Source organism: Vibrio sp. JCM 18905 (genome assembly GCF_055393305.1).
The window spans coordinates 124,493-141,286 of sequence record NZ_AP043879.1; the positions used below are offsets into that span (position 1 = coordinate 124,493).

20 protein-coding genes are annotated in these 16,794 nt (G+C 45.0%); 12 read left to right on the plus strand and 8 right to left on the minus strand.

What is annotated here, in order from left to right:
- The first annotated feature begins 4 nt into the window (after positions 1-4).
- The 3 genes from ACZ5ZC_RS08775 to ACZ5ZC_RS08785 all read left to right on the plus strand — a co-directional run bounded on the left by ACZ5ZC_RS08775 (position 5) and on the right by ACZ5ZC_RS08785 (position 2,330).
- Positions 5-862 carry an ABC transporter ATP-binding protein gene (locus tag ACZ5ZC_RS08775; RefSeq protein WP_005394932.1) on the plus strand — a complete coding sequence of 286 codons (858 nt, stop codon included), beginning with the start codon at positions 5-7 and terminating at the stop codon, positions 860-862.
- A gap of 35 nt (positions 863-897) precedes the next feature.
- Positions 898-1,737 (plus strand): ABC transporter ATP-binding protein, encoded by an 840-nt coding sequence (locus ACZ5ZC_RS08780; protein ID WP_005394930.1) that lies wholly within the window; start codon positions 898-900, stop codon positions 1,735-1,737.
- A gap of 167 nt (positions 1,738-1,904) precedes the next feature.
- A complete protein-coding gene (locus ACZ5ZC_RS08785) occupies positions 1,905-2,330 on the plus strand; it encodes a phosphate-starvation-inducible protein PsiE (protein WP_012841209.1) in 426 nt (141 codons plus the stop codon).
- A gap of 55 nt (positions 2,331-2,385) precedes the next feature.
- On the opposite strand, the gene ACZ5ZC_RS08790 is transcribed toward ACZ5ZC_RS08785, so the two are convergent.
- Entirely contained in the window at positions 2,386-3,252 is an 867-nt protein-coding gene (locus ACZ5ZC_RS08790) for a YicC/YloC family endoribonuclease (RefSeq protein WP_005379378.1), read from the minus strand.
- Between the two features lie 184 nt (positions 3,253-3,436).
- Between ACZ5ZC_RS08790 and rph the strand changes: the two genes are divergently transcribed.
- Together rph and pyrE are read left to right on the plus strand one after the other, a co-directional pair.
- Positions 3,437-4,153 (plus strand): ribonuclease PH, encoded by a 717-nt coding sequence (rph, locus tag ACZ5ZC_RS08795; RefSeq protein ID WP_046874111.1) that lies wholly within the window; start codon positions 3,437-3,439, stop codon positions 4,151-4,153.
- 100 nt (positions 4,154-4,253) lie between these two features.
- Complete coding sequence (pyrE, locus tag ACZ5ZC_RS08800) at positions 4,254-4,895, plus strand: orotate phosphoribosyltransferase (RefSeq protein ID WP_054867806.1); 642 nt, start codon at positions 4,254-4,256, stop codon at positions 4,893-4,895.
- Positions 4,896-4,979: 84 nt separating this feature from the next.
- Here pyrE and ACZ5ZC_RS08805 read toward each other — a convergent pair whose 3' ends face one another.
- The 3 genes from ACZ5ZC_RS08805 to coaBC form a co-directional block, all read right to left on the minus strand.
- On the minus strand, positions 4,980-5,930 hold the full coding sequence (locus ACZ5ZC_RS08805) for a Kdo(2)-lipid IV(A) acyltransferase (protein ID WP_033905948.1): 951 nt from the start codon (positions 5,928-5,930) through the stop codon (positions 4,980-4,982).
- 6 nt (positions 5,931-5,936) lie between these two features.
- Positions 5,937-6,527, minus strand: a complete 591-nt coding sequence (gene slmA, locus ACZ5ZC_RS08810; RefSeq protein ID WP_005395778.1) for a nucleoid occlusion factor SlmA — start codon at positions 6,525-6,527, stop codon at positions 5,937-5,939.
- A 171-nt stretch (positions 6,528-6,698) separates the two neighbouring features.
- Complete coding sequence (coaBC, locus tag ACZ5ZC_RS08815; RefSeq protein ID WP_464931836.1) at positions 6,699-7,898, minus strand: bifunctional phosphopantothenoylcysteine decarboxylase/phosphopantothenate--cysteine ligase CoaBC; 1,200 nt, start codon at positions 7,896-7,898, stop codon at positions 6,699-6,701.
- 193 nt (positions 7,899-8,091) lie between these two features.
- Between coaBC and ACZ5ZC_RS08820 the strand changes: the two genes are divergently transcribed.
- The 7 genes from ACZ5ZC_RS08820 to ACZ5ZC_RS08850 all read left to right on the plus strand — a co-directional run bounded on the left by ACZ5ZC_RS08820 (position 8,092) and on the right by ACZ5ZC_RS08850 (position 13,749).
- A complete protein-coding gene (locus ACZ5ZC_RS08820; RefSeq protein ID WP_145473347.1) occupies positions 8,092-9,765 on the plus strand; it encodes a methyl-accepting chemotaxis protein in 1,674 nt (557 codons plus the stop codon).
- Positions 9,766-9,879: 114 nt separating this feature from the next.
- A complete protein-coding gene (gene radC, locus ACZ5ZC_RS08825; protein WP_005395784.1) occupies positions 9,880-10,554 on the plus strand; it encodes a RadC family protein in 675 nt (224 codons plus the stop codon).
- 302 nt (positions 10,555-10,856) lie between these two features.
- Positions 10,857-11,093, plus strand: coding sequence for a 50S ribosomal protein L28 (gene rpmB, locus ACZ5ZC_RS08830; RefSeq protein ID WP_005384783.1), 237 nt, complete (start codon positions 10,857-10,859; stop codon positions 11,091-11,093).
- Positions 11,094-11,106: 13 nt separating this feature from the next.
- Positions 11,107-11,277 carry a 50S ribosomal protein L33 gene (rpmG, locus tag ACZ5ZC_RS08835; RefSeq protein WP_004410866.1) on the plus strand — a complete coding sequence of 57 codons (171 nt, stop codon included), beginning with the start codon at positions 11,107-11,109 and terminating at the stop codon, positions 11,275-11,277.
- 275 nt (positions 11,278-11,552) lie between these two features.
- Complete coding sequence (locus ACZ5ZC_RS08840; RefSeq protein ID WP_301657748.1) at positions 11,553-12,029, plus strand: hypothetical protein; 477 nt, start codon at positions 11,553-11,555, stop codon at positions 12,027-12,029.
- A gap of 102 nt (positions 12,030-12,131) precedes the next feature.
- The gene (mutM, locus tag ACZ5ZC_RS08845; protein WP_464931837.1) at positions 12,132-12,941 is read left to right on the plus strand and encodes a bifunctional DNA-formamidopyrimidine glycosylase/DNA-(apurinic or apyrimidinic site) lyase; all 810 of its coding nucleotides are present in this window, start codon (positions 12,132-12,134) and stop codon (positions 12,939-12,941) included.
- 109 nt (positions 12,942-13,050) lie between these two features.
- Positions 13,051-13,749 carry a glycosyltransferase family 25 protein gene (locus ACZ5ZC_RS08850; RefSeq protein ID WP_154647399.1) on the plus strand — a complete coding sequence of 233 codons (699 nt, stop codon included), beginning with the start codon at positions 13,051-13,053 and terminating at the stop codon, positions 13,747-13,749.
- A 24-nt stretch (positions 13,750-13,773) separates the two neighbouring features.
- On the opposite strand, the gene ACZ5ZC_RS08855 is transcribed toward ACZ5ZC_RS08850, so the two are convergent.
- Genes ACZ5ZC_RS08855 through ACZ5ZC_RS08870 form a run of 4 tightly spaced genes read right to left on the minus strand, consistent with a single transcriptional unit; the run spans position 13,774 to position 16,763 of the window.
- A complete protein-coding gene (locus ACZ5ZC_RS08855) occupies positions 13,774-14,721 on the minus strand; it encodes a glycosyl transferase family 90 (RefSeq protein WP_464931838.1) in 948 nt (315 codons plus the stop codon).
- Positions 14,718-15,203, minus strand: a complete 486-nt coding sequence (gene coaD, locus ACZ5ZC_RS08860) for a pantetheine-phosphate adenylyltransferase (RefSeq protein WP_054867808.1) — start codon at positions 15,201-15,203, stop codon at positions 14,718-14,720. The genes ACZ5ZC_RS08855 and coaD overlap by 4 nt, the downstream gene beginning before the upstream one ends.
- Complete coding sequence (locus ACZ5ZC_RS08865) at positions 15,196-15,999, minus strand: glycosyltransferase family 2 protein (protein ID WP_054867809.1); 804 nt, start codon at positions 15,997-15,999, stop codon at positions 15,196-15,198. Before ACZ5ZC_RS08865 ends, coaD begins: the two co-directional genes overlap by 8 nt.
- Positions 15,996-16,763 (minus strand): glycosyltransferase family 2 protein, encoded by a 768-nt coding sequence (locus tag ACZ5ZC_RS08870; protein WP_054867810.1) that lies wholly within the window; start codon positions 16,761-16,763, stop codon positions 15,996-15,998. Before ACZ5ZC_RS08870 ends, ACZ5ZC_RS08865 begins: the two co-directional genes overlap by 4 nt.
- Positions 16,764-16,794: the final 31 nt, after the last annotated feature.

The window sequence follows — 16,794 nt, forward strand, 5'->3', positions numbered from 1 at the left end:
GGTTATGGAAAACGATGTAATCCTAAGTGTTAAAGATCTCGAAGTTGAATTCACCACCGATGATGGACCAGTGAAGGTGCTGCATGGTGTGAACTTTGATGTGAGAGCTGGACGTACACTCGGTCTGGTGGGAGAGTCAGGCAGTGGTAAGAGCGTAACCTCAATGTCGATCATGGGTCTTTTACCTAAGCCATATGGCAACATCATCAAAGGTGAAGTGAATTATCGCGGCACCAACCTAGTTGATTTGCCTGCGGAAGAGATGTATGCCATGCGTGGCGATCGCATTTCGATCATCTTCCAAGATCCGATGACGGCGCTCAATCCAGTACACACTATTGGTCGTCAAATATGTGAAGTGCTTGAACTCCATCGACCAGAGCTCGACAAAAAGGAGCGGGAGGCTTTCTCGATTGAGATGCTGGCAAAAGTCAAAATCCCAATGCCAGAGAAGCGATTGAATGAGTATCCCCATAACCTATCTGGCGGTATGCGCCAGCGTGTCATGATCGCGATGGCGTTGGCCTGTAAGCCGGACATTCTGATTTGTGATGAACCGACTACGGCGTTGGATGTTACGGTTCAGGCGTCTATCCTTGAACTGATGAACGAGCTTCAGGAAGAAACGGGCATGGCGATGATCTTCATTACTCACGACCTCGGGGTTGTGGCAGAAGTGTGTGATGATGTTGCCGTGATGTATGGTGGGCGTATTGTCGAAAAAGCAGAAATTTTTGAGTTGTTTGATAACCCGCAGCACCCATATACAGAGCGTTTGATGGGGTTGATGCCGAGCTTAGATAATGAGCCGAAGCAGATGATCGATATCAAGCCTATTGATGCCAGTATGTTTGCTAGTTAACTGAGCAAAGTGAACGAGTCATAAAAGAGGATGTTATGGCAAAAGAAGTATTAAGAATTGAAAATCTTAAGCAGCACTTTGTTTCTGGTAAAGGGCTGTTCAAGAAAGGCTACACCATCAAAGCGGTAGACGGGGTTTCACTGTCTGTTTCTGAAGGTGAAACACTGGGGCTAGTTGGTGAGTCAGGTTGTGGTAAAAGCACCCTTGGTCGCACGATCTTAAAGTTATACGAGCCAACGGAAGGTAAGATTTTCTTTGAAGGTAAAGACATCACTAAACTGTCTGTCAAAGAGATGCGATCGCTGCGTAAAGACATGCAAATCGTCTTTCAAGACCCAATGGAATCACTCAATCAGCGTCATACCATCGGTATGATTCTAGAAGAACCGTTTGTTATTCATAAAATCGGTACGCCAGCCGAGCGCAAACAGTGGGTAAAAGAGCTTTTAATCAAAGTGGGCTTGCCAGAAACGGCAGTCAACCGCTATCCACATGAGTTTTCAGGCGGCCAACGTCAGCGTATCGGTATTGCCCGTGCGATTGCATTGAAGCCTAAATTACTGATTTGTGACGAATCGGTATCTGCGCTAGATGTATCGGTACAGGCACAAATCTTGAACCTATTACTACAACTGCAACAAGAGATGAACTTGGCGATCATCTTTATCTCTCACGATCTCTCTGTGGTGAAACACGTTTCAGACAAAGTTGCCGTGATGTATTTTGGTAAAGTGGTAGAAGCAGGCAGCGCGAAAGAAATTTATGCAAACCCGCAAAACGAGTACACCAAGAAACTCCTATCTGCGATTCCGATCACCCACCCTAAATATCGGAAGAAAAAGCGCCTGGCTGAAAAAAAGCAGCAAGTGGCGTAAGTGATGCCACAGGTCCTATAACACAAAAACGCTCCGCCAAATAAGCGGAGCGTTTTTATAGGCCTATGTTAGGTCTCTTGGTGTCGATTGGCGCTGAGTATTATGATTGATTGAAGATCGTTGCATGCTAAACTCAAGGCCTATCTTATTTGTCTGGATAATGGACCATGCCGTCGAATTTACCGAAATCCTTTAGTCGACCGTTCCTGAAAATCTTCCATATTTTGGAGGCGGTATTATTAGTCTCTATTACCTTGGCGACGTTGTACGCCATGATGCAAGAGTTTGTACACGTATTTGTCGAGAAGCGTGTCTTACTCACGGATATTCTTTTGATGTTTATCTATCTGGAAGTGCTCGCCATGGTGCAGCAGTTCGTGATGAACGGTAAAATTCCGGTACGCTATCCTATCTATATCGCGATGATGGCGATCGCCCGCTATATCACACTCGGAATGAAAGAGCTGGATGCGGTTTTGGTTGTGTGGTTATCTCTGGCAGCGTTTATCTTAGCTGCGGCAACGTTGCTCATCAGAGTCGGGCATCATTATTGGCCCTACGTTGATAACAGAACCTTGGAAAAAGATGAATAAAAGAAAGCCCCGTACTAGCGGGGCTTTTTTGTTTCAATACTCGATGACTTTTAGATCATTCAATATTTTGGATCTGCTCACGCATCTGTTCGATCAGAACTTTCAGTTCAACGCCCGATGCGGTGATGTCGGTGCTGATGGATTTCGACGCTAGCGTGTTCGATTCACGGTTGAACTCTTGCATCATGAAGTCCAGACGACGACCCACTGCGCCACCTTTTTTCAGAATGTTTGTGGTTTCTTTTACGTGAGAGTCCAAGCGATCGAGCTCTTCAGCAACATCCGATTTTTGCGCTAGCAAAATCAACTCTTGCTCGATACGAGACGGATCCAGTTCCACTTTAGCGTCTTCGAACTTCGAGAATAGTCGCTCACGTTGCCATTCTAAAATTTCTGGCATGCGTGCGCGCACTTTCACAACTTCTGATGTGATCGCTTCTAGGCGTTGCTCAATCAGTGCCTTCATGTTCTCGCCTTCACGAGCGCGCGCTTCAATAAATTCATCCATTGCGCCATCAAACGCTTCTAGTAGCACTTTATTTACCGCATCCATGTCTTGCTCTGGCGTTTCCATTACCCCCGGCCATTGCATGACTTGAAATGGATTGATTCGGCTCAGTTCACCAGTCATGTGCATGACTTGTTCAGCGGCCTTAATTACCTGGCTAGCAAGCGCTTCGTTGATGCTAAGCTCACCTTTTGCGGCAGGGTTTGCTTCAAAGCGCAGATTACATTCCACTTTGCCTCGCGCTAAGCGCTTACGAAAACGCTCGCGTAAAACGGGCTCTAATCCGCGAAATTGTTCTGGCATGCGGAAGTATGTTTCTAAATAACGCTGGTTCACGCTGCGGATTTCCCATACCGCAGAACCCCAGTCGCCTTTTACTTCTTTGCGTGCATATGCTGTCATACTGTAAATCATCGAATTTTCCTGTCTTCATTTTTTGAAAATTACTTCAAGAGTGTATCACGCTGCGTCGATAGGTGCGCGGGATGTATGGATTGTTTATGTTGTGCCAGCGGCGTAACCTATGAATCCGGAATCGATTCCGTTATAATCTTCGCCCAACCAAATCGTCTTCTCCTCATATTTAAGGTAGATGCCCATGCGTCCAAACGATCGCAAGGCGGATCAAGTTCGCCCTATCAAAATTACTCGTAACTACACAGCTTACGCTGAAGGGTCAGTGCTAGTTGAGTTCGGTAACACCAAAGTGTTGTGTAATGCGACCGTCGAAGAATCTGTGCCACGTTGGCTAAAAGGTCAAGGTAAAGGCTGGGTTACAGCTGAATACGGCATGCTACCTCGAGCAACACATTCTCGTACTCGTCGTGAAGCGGCAAGTGGCAAACAAGGTGGCCGTACGATGGAAATTCAGCGTCTTATTGCGCGAAGCTTACGTGCCGTTGTCGATCTAAAAGCTATGGGTGAGTTCATGATCACCGTTGACTGTGATGTTATCCAAGCTGACGGTGGTACGCGTACTGCATCTATCAGCGGCGCAAGTGTTGCAATGGCCGATGCGTTCCAACACCTAGTGGATAGCGGTAAGCTAAAAGCGAATCCAATGAAAGGCCACGTAGCTGCGGTTTCTGTCGGCTTGCTAGGCGATGATGTTCTGTGTGACCTTGAGTACGTTGAAGACTCAGCGGCAGACACAGACATGAACGTTGTAATGACCGAAGAAGGTAAGATGATTGAAATTCAGGGCACCGCAGAAGGTGAACCGTTCAGTCACGAACAGCTGATGGCATTGCTCGAGTCGGCGAAAATCGGCATTACGGAAATTGTCGCAGCGCAGAAGGCGGCGTTAGAAAATTAATGATTTATTTAAATAGCTTCCCCGAAAGGAAGCTATTTTTTTGCATATTACTAGGTCCTAGGATCTGATCCCCACACGAAAAGAAAATTGAGAGAAATCCATGAAAGCATACCAGCGTGAGTTTATTGAGTTTGCACTTGAGAAAGAAGTTCTTAAGTTTGGTGAGTTTACTTTGAAATCTGGCCGTAAAAGCCCGTACTTCTTTAACGCTGGTCTTTTCAATACTGGTCGTGATCTCGCACGTCTAGGCCGTTTTTACGCAGCCGCGCTCGCTGATTCTGGCATTGAATTCGATGTACTGTTTGGCCCTGCGTACAAAGGTATTCCTATTGCAACGACAACGGCAGTCGCTCTGGCGGATCACCACGATATCGACACGCCTTACTGTTTCAACCGTAAAGAAGCGAAAGATCACGGCGAAGGTGGCAACCTTGTTGGTTCTGCGTTAGAAGGTCGCATCATGCTGGTGGACGACGTGATTACGGCGGGTACGGCAATCCGTGAATCGATGGAAATTATTAGAGCAAATGGCGCTGACCTTGCGGGTGTGTTGGTTGCTATCGACCGCCAAGAGAAAGGCAAGGGCGAGCTTTCTGCGATTCAAGAAGTTGAGCGTGACTTTGGTTGTGCCGTGATTTCAATTGTAAGTTTGGGTGATCTTGTGACTTACTTAGAAGAGAAAGGTGACGCTGCTGAGCACTTGGAAGCAGTTAAAGCCTATCGCTCGGAATACGGCATTTAATTCGTTACTTTTTCTGAAAAAGTAAAAAGGGCAGATGGATATTCATCTGCCCTTTTTTGTTGTTGGATTTATCGCCGTGACCACTTACTTATAGCGAATGCCTTTCTCGACATGCTCATCTTGCATGGTTTTGTAGCGTTTATGGAGCCACATCCATTGCTCTGGGGCGCGTAGAATGACCTCTTCCACATACTTGTTCATATAAGCGGCAGCGGCGACTTCGTCTTTTTGTGGATAGTCGGCTTCAATGCACTTATCGGCGATGATGTCGTATTTTCCTTCGTCATTGCGAAACCCTGAGCCTGGGATGATCGCACATTTTGAGGTATACGCCAGAATGCTCGTGCCTGTTGTCGTACACGCATCGTCTACGGCAAAGAAGGGCACAAATACTGATTTTTTGCGACCGTAATCGTGATCCGGCAGATAGAACAGACGCTCACCACTGCGTAATACACGAATCATCTTTTTCACATCTTTACGATCAATCAATTTATTGCCGTTATGTGTCCGTCCCCAATACTGGATAAAGTTATAAGCAGGATTATTATGTGGACGAAACGCGCCGTACCCGGCCACGCCTAACACGGCGAAAGCACGCGCAGTGATCTCTAGATTAAGAGCATGGACACAACAAAGTAGGACGCCTTTACCTTCTTTGGCTTTTTCACGCAGTGCGCCGAGATCTTTCTCGACGATCAGGTTTTTAAAGCGCCAAGTCGGCCAGAACCAAGTGATCCCGGTTTCTATGAGTGCCATACCGGTATTTTTGAAGTTCTCTTCAACAATATGTTGAATCTCTTCAGGTGTTTTGTCTGGAAAGGCCAACTCTAAGTTACGTTGAGCAACGTGGACACGCTTTTTACCGTAGCGCATGCCAAGTTTGCCGAGTGAACGACCTAATGAAAGCAGCAGCCGATAAGGAAGAATATTGACGAGGATGGCCAACAGACCAAAACCAAGCCATACGCCCCAGTTACGAGGGTGAAGAAGCGAAAGAGAAAACTCGGGCTGCGTGTATTTGTCTTTACTCATAATCTTTTACTTTATTTGTGCACTCAAAAGCGCCCAGTACTCGTCAAAGTTTGCAGTCGGCTGGTATTTAAAGTCGCTACGCACAAAGCGGTTTAGGCTACCCTCAACTTGTCCCAGAATTTGCGCGGCTAGGATGCGCTCTTCGACAGGGAAAGACTTCCCTTCACGAATCTTACGTTCACGCAGGATCTGGCGCAATTGTGTTTCTATGCGCTCAAAGAGTTGATTGATGCGTTCACGTAGGCGTTCATTTTCAAACATTAGAGCATGGCCCGACAAAATGCGTGTCAGACCAGGGTTACGTTCAGAGAACGCCAAAATCAGGTGCATCACCATACGAATACGCTCTAGAGTATCTTTTTCGTCGTCTAGAATACGGTTGATACGTGTCATCAAGGCTTCTTCAATGAACTCAATCAACCCTTCGAACATGCGCGCTTTACTTGGGAAATGACGATACAGCGCGGCTTCTGAAACGCCGACTTGCTTGGCCAGTTTTGCCGTAGTAATGCGTGAAGCGCCTTCTGTTGATTCAAGCATTTCTGCTAATGCTTGTAAGATCTCTTCACGACGGTTGGATTTTTTACTGCCGGCCATTAGTTACTTCCTTTCAAAATACAAAGTTGAGCGGAGGGGATTATAAGACGCTATTTCGCCTCAAACTAGACCACTAAGGGTGGAATGGGAGATTTAACACCCTTAGTTGTCATGTTTGTACCAAATTTATGCCAGCTTTTGTGAAAAGTTGGCAGGGTTTTCAAACGTTAGTTACATCAAGTGATGCATTTTTTCGAGAATTTTAAAGCTCAATGCTTCTTTTGATTCTAAAGCGAGCGCAAGTTCACCCTCAGGCCAGTACAGGGTAATCGCGTTGTCGTTGCTGTTAAATCCTTGCCCAGCTACCGAAACGTCATTCGCACAGATCATATCGAGGTTTTTCTTTGTCAACTTGCCTCGAGCGTAGGTCTCTACATCATTAGTTTCAGCCGCAAAACCGACGGTAAACGGACGCTTATCCGTCATTGCTGCTACAGAAGCAACAATATCAGGATTTTTGACCATATTAATGACCATGTCGTCATTGTCTTCAGTCTTTTTCAACTTTTGAGACTCGATCGTTTGTGGGCGGTAGTCCGCAACGGCAGCGCAGCTAATAAACGCATCATGCTGGTTTGCGTGTGTCATAACGGCTTCGTGCATCTCTTGTGCACTGGAAACATTAATGCGCTCAACACCTACGGGCGTATTTAAACTGACAGGACCGCTCACGAGGGTGACTTTGGCTCCCATCTGCGCTGCGGCACTCGCCAATGCATAGCCCATTTTCCCGGAGCTATGATTCGTAATGTAACGCACTGGGTCAATCGCTTCGCGAGTTGGGCCTGCGGTGATGAGTATCGACTTACCTTCTAGCAATTTTGGCTGAAAGAACTGCTCACATAGATGCACTAGCTGCATTGGTTCCAGCATTCGACCTGGGCCCACATCGCCACAGGCTTGCTCTCCTGCCGCAGGACCCCAGATGTGCATACCGCGACGCGCTAACGTTGAGATGTTCTCTTGGGTTGCGATATTGCGATACATCTGTTGATTCATCGCAGGAGAAACAGCAACAGGGGAATCCGTCGCGAGCACGAGCGTGGTAAGCAAATCGTTCCCCATACCTGCAGACATGCGCGCGATTAAGTCCGCGGTCGCTGGCGCTAGTAGTACTAAATCTGCCCATTTGGCCAATTCAATATGGCCCATAGATGCTTCCGCTGCTGGGTCTAATAAACTGTCTGAGACAGGACGGCCCGAAACGGCTTGCATGGTTAAAGGGGTAATGAACTCTTTTGCTGCTTTCGTCATTACAACTTGAACTTGCGCTCCTCTCTCTATGAGGCGACGGCTTAGCTCCGCACATTTATACGCGGCAATACCGCCACTGATGCCGAGTAGAATTTTCTTTCCTGCTAGTGTTTGCATGTGAGATCTCCAATTTGATGACCGGATTTTAACACAATTCAAAGTCTGACCGCCCGAGCATATATAACGAGAAGATAATTCACATCAAACTCCAGAGTATTAATCTGACCGAGGAAGGGAAAATTCGCGCCTACCTCACAGACAAGTTGCGCGGAGTTTGCAAGTCTGAAAAGAAAAAGAGGTGCTGGAAACCATGGTGTTGAAAAGTCGAAACAAATTGCTGCTGATAACCCTAATTCCGTTGTTGTTGATCACTACGTTGATCTCAGTGGTGTATTACATCAACAGCAGTAAAAGTTTGGAAGCGGAGCTGGCAAGAGACAGGCAAGAGCTCATCGAAACGAAAAAGAAAGAGTTACAAGCCTACATGATGATGGGTGTGACAGCGATAAAACCGTTATACGACACGGATGTAAATGGAAGTAATAAAGAGGCAGCAAAAGAAATTCTGAAAGCCATGCGCTTTGAAAGCGATGGTTACTTTTTTGCCTACGACTCTCAAGGTGTGAATACGTTACATGCCATCAAACCTTCTTTAGAGGGTAAAAACCTTTACGATTTAAAAGATGAAAATGGGGTCGCAGTTATCGCGGGCTTGATTGATGCTTCTCAAAAAGGGGATGGGTTCCTCTATTTCTCGTGGCACAAACCGACCATTGACGCACAAGCGCCTAAGCTAGGCTATGCAGAATATTTATCGAAATGGGACTGGGTTTTAGGCACTGGTGTTTATATTGATGACATCGACCAGCAAGTTGCGATGCACAGAGAGTTAAAGACTCAAGAGCTAAAAGAGCATACGTTATCTGCCGTGTTGATTTCCGTTGTTGGGTTGATCATTACCAGTGTTCTCACCAGTATCGTGGTGTCGAAAGGCATTCAGCCATTACAACATGTCGCGGCGTCATTGAAAGATGTAGCCGCAGGCGGCGGTGACTTAACGGCTCGTTTAAAAGTCGAAAGTCAGGATGAAGTCGGTGAAGTGGCGGCCGCGTTTAATGAGTTTATGGATAAGCTGCACCCACTGATGCAGGATATCCACCGCTCTGCGACGACAGTACAGACCGTTTCTCAAAGCCTGAACACTCAGACCAGCCAAGCGAGCGGTCAAATGCAGGATCACTGTTTAGAGACGGACAAAGTCGTGACTGCGGTGACACAAATGAGCATGACAGCGAAAGAAGTAGCGAGCAATACCAATGCGACTGCACAGGCGATTGAGGATGCCAACAGTCAAGTTACCGAAGCTCAGCGTGAAGTGGAACAAGCAATTGAAGGTATTACCGAGCTAGTGAGGGAGATAGACAGTACGTCAGATGCAATTTCTGAGTTGAGTTTACAAACCGAAAAAATAACCAAAGTGCTGGATGTGATTGGCGAGATAGCTGAGCAAACGAATTTGTTGGCCCTAAATGCGGCGATTGAAGCGGCTAGAGCGGGTGAGCAAGGCCGAGGGTTTGCCGTCGTTGCGGATGAAGTTCGCTCGCTAGCCAGTCGTACGCAAAATAGTACTCATGAAATTGGTGACATGCTTAAGCAGCTGCAAAATGGTGTATCAAGAGCGGTCAGTACAATGTCGGTGAGCCAAAAACGAGGTGTAAAAACGGCGGAAGAGTCCGCGCTCATTCAGCAATCTCTTTCTGGTGTTCATCATTCTATCGGTACGATTCGAGATATGGGTATTCAAACCGCGTCTGCCGCCGAAGAGCAAAGTGCGGTTGCAGAAGACATCAACCAAAACTTAGTGGCTATTCAACAGATCGTGAACAACATTAATGAGACGTTGCAGCATGCCGAGTCAATCAGCACGCAGCTATCACAGTCTGGAACAGAAATTCACGGCTTGGTTGGCAACTTTAAACTCTGATGAACTGTTAAGTTGCATTGAAAGCACTGATGGTACGAAGAAAGCGAAAGTCACACTCGACTTTCGCTTTTTGTTTTGTGGAATAGGGGCACTTTCCATATAAAGAGACATCAGATGATACTGAAAGCTATGCCAACTGAGTCCATGCCCAGGGAGAAGCTGTTGCAACGAGGACCGCAAGCATTGACCGATGCTGAGCTACTGGCCATCTTCTTGCGTACAGGCACCCGCGGAATGAACGTGATTGAGCTTGCAGACTTCCTTATTCAAGACTTTGGTTCGCTCAGACAACTATTTTCAGCATCAGAGCAAGAGTTTTGTCGTCACAAAGGATTGGGGCAAGCCAAGTATGTTCAGTTGCAAGCGGTACTAGAAATGACGCAACGCTACTTGGCGGAGACGCTAAAGCGTGGTGATGCCTTAACCAGTCCCGACCAAACTAAGTTATATCTGTCTTCTATTTTAAGGGATCGGCAAAGAGAGGCTTTTTATATTCTTTTTCTCGATAACCAGCACCGAGTGATAAAAGATGAAATTTTATTTGAAGGAACGTTGGATGCCGCGTCGGTTTATCCGAGAGAAGTTGTTAAGCGTGCTCTGCATCATAACGCGGCGGCTTTGATTTTAGCGCACAATCATCCTTCAGGCGTCGCTGAGCCGAGCCAAGCTGACAGAAGGATTACAAGGCGTCTCACCGACGCATTAGCATTGGTGGATATTCGTATTTTGGACCATTTCGTCATCGGAGATGGGGAAAGTGTCTCTTTTGCTGAAAGAGGCTGGATATAACTGTGCGTTTTTTAGGTTGTTAGTTGCTAAAAATCTGCTATCATCCACGCCACTAAATTTTTAACTGAATTCAGCTTGGACTGCTAAAAAAATCTGCTGTCTAAAAAAAGATCACGAAAACCTGTAAAAAGGATCTGTTCGGGTCTTGAGCAATGCATATCAAGTTAGTATAATGCGCGACCTTTGATAGCCTTGTATGGATTTTCCATAGCGGTTCTTAACCTCTAACTTCTTTTCGAGAGATAGAGAGGTTCGGCCACCAAGGTTGATATCGAGCTGAAACGATTTTGGAGAAGACATTCATGTCACGAGTATGCCAAGTAACTGGTAAGCGTCCAGTAACGGGTAACAACCGTTCACACGCACGAAATGCTACTAAGCGTCGTTTTCTGCCGAACCTACAAACTCATCGTTTCTGGGTAGAGAGCGAAAAACGTTTTGTTAAACTACGTCTATCTGCTAAAGGTATGCGCATCATCGACAAGAAAGGTATTGATACTGTTCTTGCAGACATGCGTGCACGTGGCGAAAACGTTTAAGAGGAAATAAGCAATGGCAAAGAAAGGCGTTCGTGAGAAAATCCGTCTAGTATCTTCTGCAGGTACAGGCCACTTCTACACAACTGATAAGAACAAGCGTAACATGCCAGGCAAATTTGAGATCAAAAAGTTTGATCCAGTAGTTCGCCAGCACGTTATGTACAAAGAAGCAAAAATCAAATAATTGGTTTCAGTCTCTTTGATGAATTGAAAAACCCAACTTTCGAGTTGGGTTTTTTATTACCTGAATAAAAAAGTGCTGAAAAAGTGTTCAGTACGTTATCGGATAATAAAGCACTGCTGAAGTCATTTTATCGGTCCGACGCTACACTAGAATTTTTGATTTATCGCTCTCTACCGCTTTGCCACCAATTCTCTACACACTTGCACACCGTTGTTCTAGTCAAGCTCAATACTCTTTGGTAGTTTACTCATAACTATAAGAGAGTAGAGATGGTTATGCGTGTGAGTCCGGCTCGTCGCCGCCGATGGAACAATATTCTTATTCTGGGCATTATCGCGTTTATAGTGATCTTAAATGCGCCGATGTGGATCAAAACTTACCTATTAACAGACCAAGCAGACCCCTACCCAAATGTACTTCGCTCCGACTATACGGTGGAGTCTTTGTACTATAGTGGCTGGGAGTTCGAACTGCATGATGGACGATGGCAATCCAACGTCAAAGTCGATGCACCGATCAGTGAACTTGTATCACGCTGGCAATCATTGGAAGGGACCGAGCTTACCTCGGAACAGTTCGATCATTTAAAACCTAACCTGACGGTACCTGAAACGGTAGAAGTCTGGTATCAGGATCTCGAAGAGCCGCAGCGGGTGACTTTCTTTCGTTTACCTGATTTCTGGCTATTTAAAACCTGGCAAGACAAATGGGTCGCTATCTCCGTCGATGAAAACTACCTTATGCCAGAGTAGAGCCTTTTTGCGCCTATACCCCTAACAAGCTTCCCTATTTATCGTTTTTCTTTTCGATTATGCTAGCAGCGAGAACTATTAGCCGGTGAATTGGAGAATCTAATGCCTGAGTTGCCAGAGGTTGAAGTCAGTCGTATGGGGATTAGCCCCCACATGGTTGGACAAACGATCCAGTCGTTTACTTTTCGAACGCCTAAATTGCGCTGGGATATTCCTATAGAGCTTAAAAAATTGGAAGGGCAGGTGATCCGTGCGATTAGCCGTCGTGCGAAATACTTACTGATCGAGACAAACACAGGTACAGCCATTGTTCACTTGGGCATGTCTGGGTCTTTACGTGTCCTAGATGCCGACTTTCCGCCAGCAAAGCACGATCATGTGGATCTCAAACTAAGCAGTGGAAAAATACTGCGTTATAACGATCCGCGTCGTTTTGGGGCATGGCTGTGGTGTGCTCCTGGCGAGTCACATGCTGTACTAGCAAACATGGGGCCTGAGCCTTTAACTGAAGAGTTCAATGCGGAATATGTAGCGGAGAAAGCTAAAAATAAGCGTGTTGCCGTCAAGCAGTTCATCATGGACAACAAAGTCGTGGTTGGTGTCGGGAACATCTACGCGAATGAGTCGTTGTTTAAATCTCGAATTCACCCTTCAAGGCCTGCAGGTAAGCTAACTTCTCAAGAGTGGGGGTTACTTGTTGAAAATATCAAAATGACACTTGAGATTGCCATTACGCAAGGTGGGACTACGCTGAAAGACTTTGCGCAAGCCGATGGAAAGCCGGGTTACTTTGCACAAGAGTTACTAGTTTACGGAAGAGCCGGAGAGCCATGCCCAGAGTGCGGCGAACGACTTCAAGAGCTAAAAATAGGGCAGCGTAATACCTTCTTTTGTAGTGAGTGTCAGAAATAATAGGCTTGGAGAGTTATTGATAGTTCACGCTCAACAATGAGTATCCTTGCTAATAATTATAGGGGTAGATACTATATTGAGCTGCACTAAATCAGCTGAGGGTTTAACGGTGGAACTAAGCAGTAATACACCATTGAAAGTGTTTGTTATTACAACTGGAAATGAAGAGCGAGTAAATCGCATTCAAAATTACCTAAAGGGTATCGATTTTGAATTTGTTTACTCAGATTCTTATGATGATCTTCTTAAGCTAGAGAAAGAGTATGAAAGTTACTCTCATAAGTTTCGCCAAAAAGCGATCATGGCTGGAGAGATTGGTTGTTTTAAGACACACTCTCAAGCATGGGAATTGATTGTTGCGTCTGGAACGCCTGCGATTGTTCTTGAAGACAATATTGAGTTCATCGGTGAAGCATCAAGATTACTTGCTGATGACGTACTATCTTATATCCAAAGTTGTGGCTTAGTGAATTTTACTAACTTCTGCTACATTTTAGACCCAGAAAAACCTTTTAAAATATCAGATGTAAAAGAAAAGAAGCCGTTTCCAACTGTGTGTTATGGCATTACACCATTGAGAGCTAGAGATCTATTAAGCAGCATGAGAAAAACGGCTTATGCTGTGCCAATTGACAAGTGGTTAGCGATTCCCAAATTAAGTGGTTGTTATGGTTACATCAGCCCAATAGTGGTAGCGAAAAGAGAAGATAACCTGACTAGTATTGCTAATAAACGTAAGGGGAAAAAGACTTTTAATCCCCTTAACATGATTCAGCGTGTTATCAATAAAATTAAGTACAACTACTAGTTATTTCAGGGTTACCTAATAGATTTAGGTAACCCTTTTCTTCGTTTCTGCAAGATTAAAATACTTCTCTGCGACCAATAGAGAAATCAACCTTTCTCGTTTGGTGTCTTTAAATTGCTCAACCCACTGATGAGCATTCTGTATAATTTCTTCTGCCTTGTCAGGGTGTTCTAAGTAGTAGTCCATTTTTTCATCTAGGTCAGAAAAATCATCTTTGACTTGAACAAAGTGCACACCCGCTTTTAGTTTGCCTTCCATAAACCATGTTTCATAGCGCAGCTTAGGGGTGAAGCACAAAGAGTTGGAGGACATGATCCACTTAAGATTGGTTGCGACGTCCATTCCCTCCAAGCTCAAAATGAATTTGTACTCAAGTTGTTCTGAGATACTCATTGAAGGGGTCACGTAGCTCAGTTGTTCTGGATCTTTATCCTGCGTATCCACTCGACCGATATTACAGCGAGGATTATGGAAATGACGAGAAAGTAGTTTTCTTCGATTTGGTCGAAATCCCGTCCCACGCCATACAATCATGTCTTTTTTAGTTTGGTACGGCTTGTCTTTGTCCACAAAAAAGTAGTGTCTAACGGCGTTTAGCTTTAGTAGGACCGAGTTGGTGTTCTCTCCTTTAATAGGTCGACTTTTTAAAAAACTCGGCTCGTTTGGTACATCAATGACATCGCCATTGACATATTTGAAGACAGCCTTTTTGGGGAAGCATTTAATAACCTTCAATAGATCATAGTAATAAGCGCTGCCGCCCGTTTTTTTAAAGTCTTTTACTTTCGTAAGATCTGGAGGAGTCAGTTCGAAGCTCGTGGTATGTTTATTGTAATAATTAACGCGTTCACGCAAGTACTTTTCATCATAACTTGGGGCTTGTGCTAATAGTTTTTTTGCGGAATAACGAAACAAAAAAGAAGGTAAATAAGCGAGTATTCCGTTAGATAAGTAATACTTTAACTTTTTCATGCTGAATGTAGTTTTTCTAAGATGGCTGTGTTTACAGGGCTCGGAACGAATTGGGCGACATTTCCACCATGAATCGCTACTTCTCTTACTATTGTTGAGGACAAGAACGCGAACTCTTCTGAAGGGGTAAGAAAAATACTTTCTAGTCCGGGTAGTAACTTACGGTACATACTCGTCAAACCAAACTCGTACTCAAAGTCCATTGTTGTGCGAAGTCCTCTGATTAGGATCGAAGCTTGTTGTTCTTTGGCGAAATCCACAAGTAAACCACTAAAGCCGACAACGCTGACATTGCTTAAGTGTTGACAGCATTGGTGGACCAGTTCTACACGCTCATCCAATGAGAACATGGTGTTTTTCGAAGGGCTAGCTGCAACTCCAATTGTTACTGAGTCGAACATTTTTGCTGTGCGTTCGATTAAATCTAAATGGCCATTGGTAATTGGATCGAAAGTTCCAGGATAGATAACCTTTTTATTCATCGCTGCAATCCTCTGAAATAAACTGATCAACACCATTCTCACAGCGTTTAAGCTTGTTTTTAATGGTGTTCTCTAAAATCTCGTCATTTTGTCCGAGTGACGCACGAGAGTTTTCTACGTGGTACAAGTGGTAGCCTACACCTGCGAATTTTAGGTAAAGACGTGACTTACCCGCATTCAACATGCGATGAACAAACTCGCTGTCTTCGCGTCCCCATCCAACAAAATCTTGGTTGAAGCCATTCACCTCGATGACATCTTGTCGCCAAAACGCCATGTTGCAACCGCGAGTGGCTTTATCGTTATTGCGCTCGTAAGAGAACCATTTCGATAGCAAAGCGTTGGTGATGCAGTTTTTACGATTGCGAATGCCTTTGCTGAAGATAGAAGGTACTAAGCCGTTTTCCATGATGGCCTTGCTGCAGTTTTCATCCGTTAACACACGTCCACCCTGTACAAACCAATTTGGCTTTGCGACTTGCTTATGTGATTCAATAAACGTTTGAGACAATACCATGTCGCCATCAATCATGATGAGGTAGTCACCTGATGCTTTTGCGATAGCACGGTTGCGGCTCATCGAAAGTTGAAAGCCATTATCTTCGTGCCAGCTATGGATAAGTGGCACGGGAAAGCCGTCACGAAGTTGGTCGATCATTGCTTTGGTATCGTCTCGAGAACCGTCATCTGCAACAATGACTTCATCAGGCAAAACGGTTTGACGTTTCACGCTTTCTAACACCGCTTTTAATGCTTCTTTCCAGTTGTAAGTGGTGATAATTAAAGTCGTTTTCATGATTTTTTTGCCTGTTCACGTAAGTAGAGATCGATATATTTTACAAAAGTAGAGTGCATGCTTAGCCAAGCTAGAATGAAACCATGTTTGCCATCAAGGAAGCCTCGTTTGAGAACATACATCTTCAAAAAGCTCGCAAGAGCGTGAACAATTGCAGTGGTTAAGCCGGATTTCTTTTTACCTTCACGTTCATCCGTCCAGGCCTTGAGGTAGCCAGTGGTTTTATTGATGTAATGATGAAGGTGCTCGTAAGTGTAGTGATGCAGTCGACCATCCAGTTTTTCAGTTTGATAGTTTTTCTCATCAACTTTTTCATGAACGAGCGAATCATTATATTGCGTATATTCGGTGCGATATAAGCGCACAATCCAGTCTGGAGACCAACCAGAATGGTAGATGAACTTACCAAACGCTGAGCTTAGTCGGTTAAGCTTGTATAAAACGTTCGGCTTATTGGCTGATACCGCGTGTAAGATACTTTCTTTTAGCTCTGGAGTGACTTGTTCGTCTGCATCAAGCCATAAAACGTAGTCTGCCGTAACGTATTGCTGCGCAAGTTGGCGCTGTTTACCGAATCCTGGCCAATCTAGGTTGGTGTAAAACTTATCTGTGTATTGTCGGGCGATTTCTTCGGTACGATCAGTGCTGCCCGAATCTAGAAGGACAATCTCATCGACCCAATCTTTTACTGTGTCTAGACAAGCTTGTAAGTGCTTCTCTTCATTTTTTACAATTAAGGCAACGGCTAAGGTTGGTTTGGACAAGGTCATTTCCTTCTTAACAAATCAAGACAGT

Bases quoted from the DNA above. Each gene is read 5' to 3' on its own strand.
- pyrE (WP_054867806.1), top strand. From the start codon at position 4,254: ATGAAAGCATACCAGCGTGAGTTTATTGAGTTTGCACTTGAGAAAGAA.
- coaBC (WP_464931836.1), bottom strand. From the start codon at position 7,898: ATGCAAACACTAGCAGGAAAGAAAATTCTACTCGGCATCAGTGGCGGT.
- rpmG (WP_004410866.1), top strand. From the start codon at position 11,107: ATGGCAAAGAAAGGCGTTCGTGAGAAAATCCGTCTAGTATCTTCTGCA.
- ACZ5ZC_RS08780 (WP_005394930.1), top strand. From the start codon at position 898: ATGGCAAAAGAAGTATTAAGAATTGAAAATCTTAAGCAGCACTTTGTT.
- ACZ5ZC_RS08865 (WP_054867809.1), bottom strand. From the start codon at position 15,999: ATGAAAACGACTTTAATTATCACCACTTACAACTGGAAAGAAGCATTA.
- rpmB (WP_005384783.1), top strand. From the start codon at position 10,857: ATGTCACGAGTATGCCAAGTAACTGGTAAGCGTCCAGTAACGGGTAAC.
- ACZ5ZC_RS08820 (WP_145473347.1), top strand. From the start codon at position 8,092: ATGGTGTTGAAAAGTCGAAACAAATTGCTGCTGATAACCCTAATTCCG.
- coaD (WP_054867808.1), bottom strand. From the start codon at position 15,203: ATGAATAAAAAGGTTATCTATCCTGGAACTTTCGATCCAATTACCAAT.
- slmA (WP_005395778.1), bottom strand. From the start codon at position 6,527: ATGGCCGGCAGTAAAAAATCCAACCGTCGTGAAGAGATCTTACAAGCA.
- rph (WP_046874111.1), top strand. From the start codon at position 3,437: ATGCGTCCAAACGATCGCAAGGCGGATCAAGTTCGCCCTATCAAAATT.
- ACZ5ZC_RS08785 (WP_012841209.1), top strand. From the start codon at position 1,905: ATGCCGTCGAATTTACCGAAATCCTTTAGTCGACCGTTCCTGAAAATC.
- ACZ5ZC_RS08855 (WP_464931838.1), bottom strand. From the start codon at position 14,721: ATGAAAAAGTTAAAGTATTACTTATCTAACGGAATACTCGCTTATTTA.
- radC (WP_005395784.1), top strand. From the start codon at position 9,880: ATGATACTGAAAGCTATGCCAACTGAGTCCATGCCCAGGGAGAAGCTG.
- ACZ5ZC_RS08790 (WP_005379378.1), bottom strand. From the start codon at position 3,252: ATGATTTACAGTATGACAGCATATGCACGCAAAGAAGTAAAAGGCGAC.
- ACZ5ZC_RS08775 (WP_005394932.1), top strand. From the start codon at position 5: ATGGAAAACGATGTAATCCTAAGTGTTAAAGATCTCGAAGTTGAATTC.
- ACZ5ZC_RS08840 (WP_301657748.1), top strand. From the start codon at position 11,553: ATGCGTGTGAGTCCGGCTCGTCGCCGCCGATGGAACAATATTCTTATT.
- ACZ5ZC_RS08805 (WP_033905948.1), bottom strand. From the start codon at position 5,930: ATGAGTAAAGACAAATACACGCAGCCCGAGTTTTCTCTTTCGCTTCTT.
- mutM (WP_464931837.1), top strand. From the start codon at position 12,132: ATGCCTGAGTTGCCAGAGGTTGAAGTCAGTCGTATGGGGATTAGCCCC.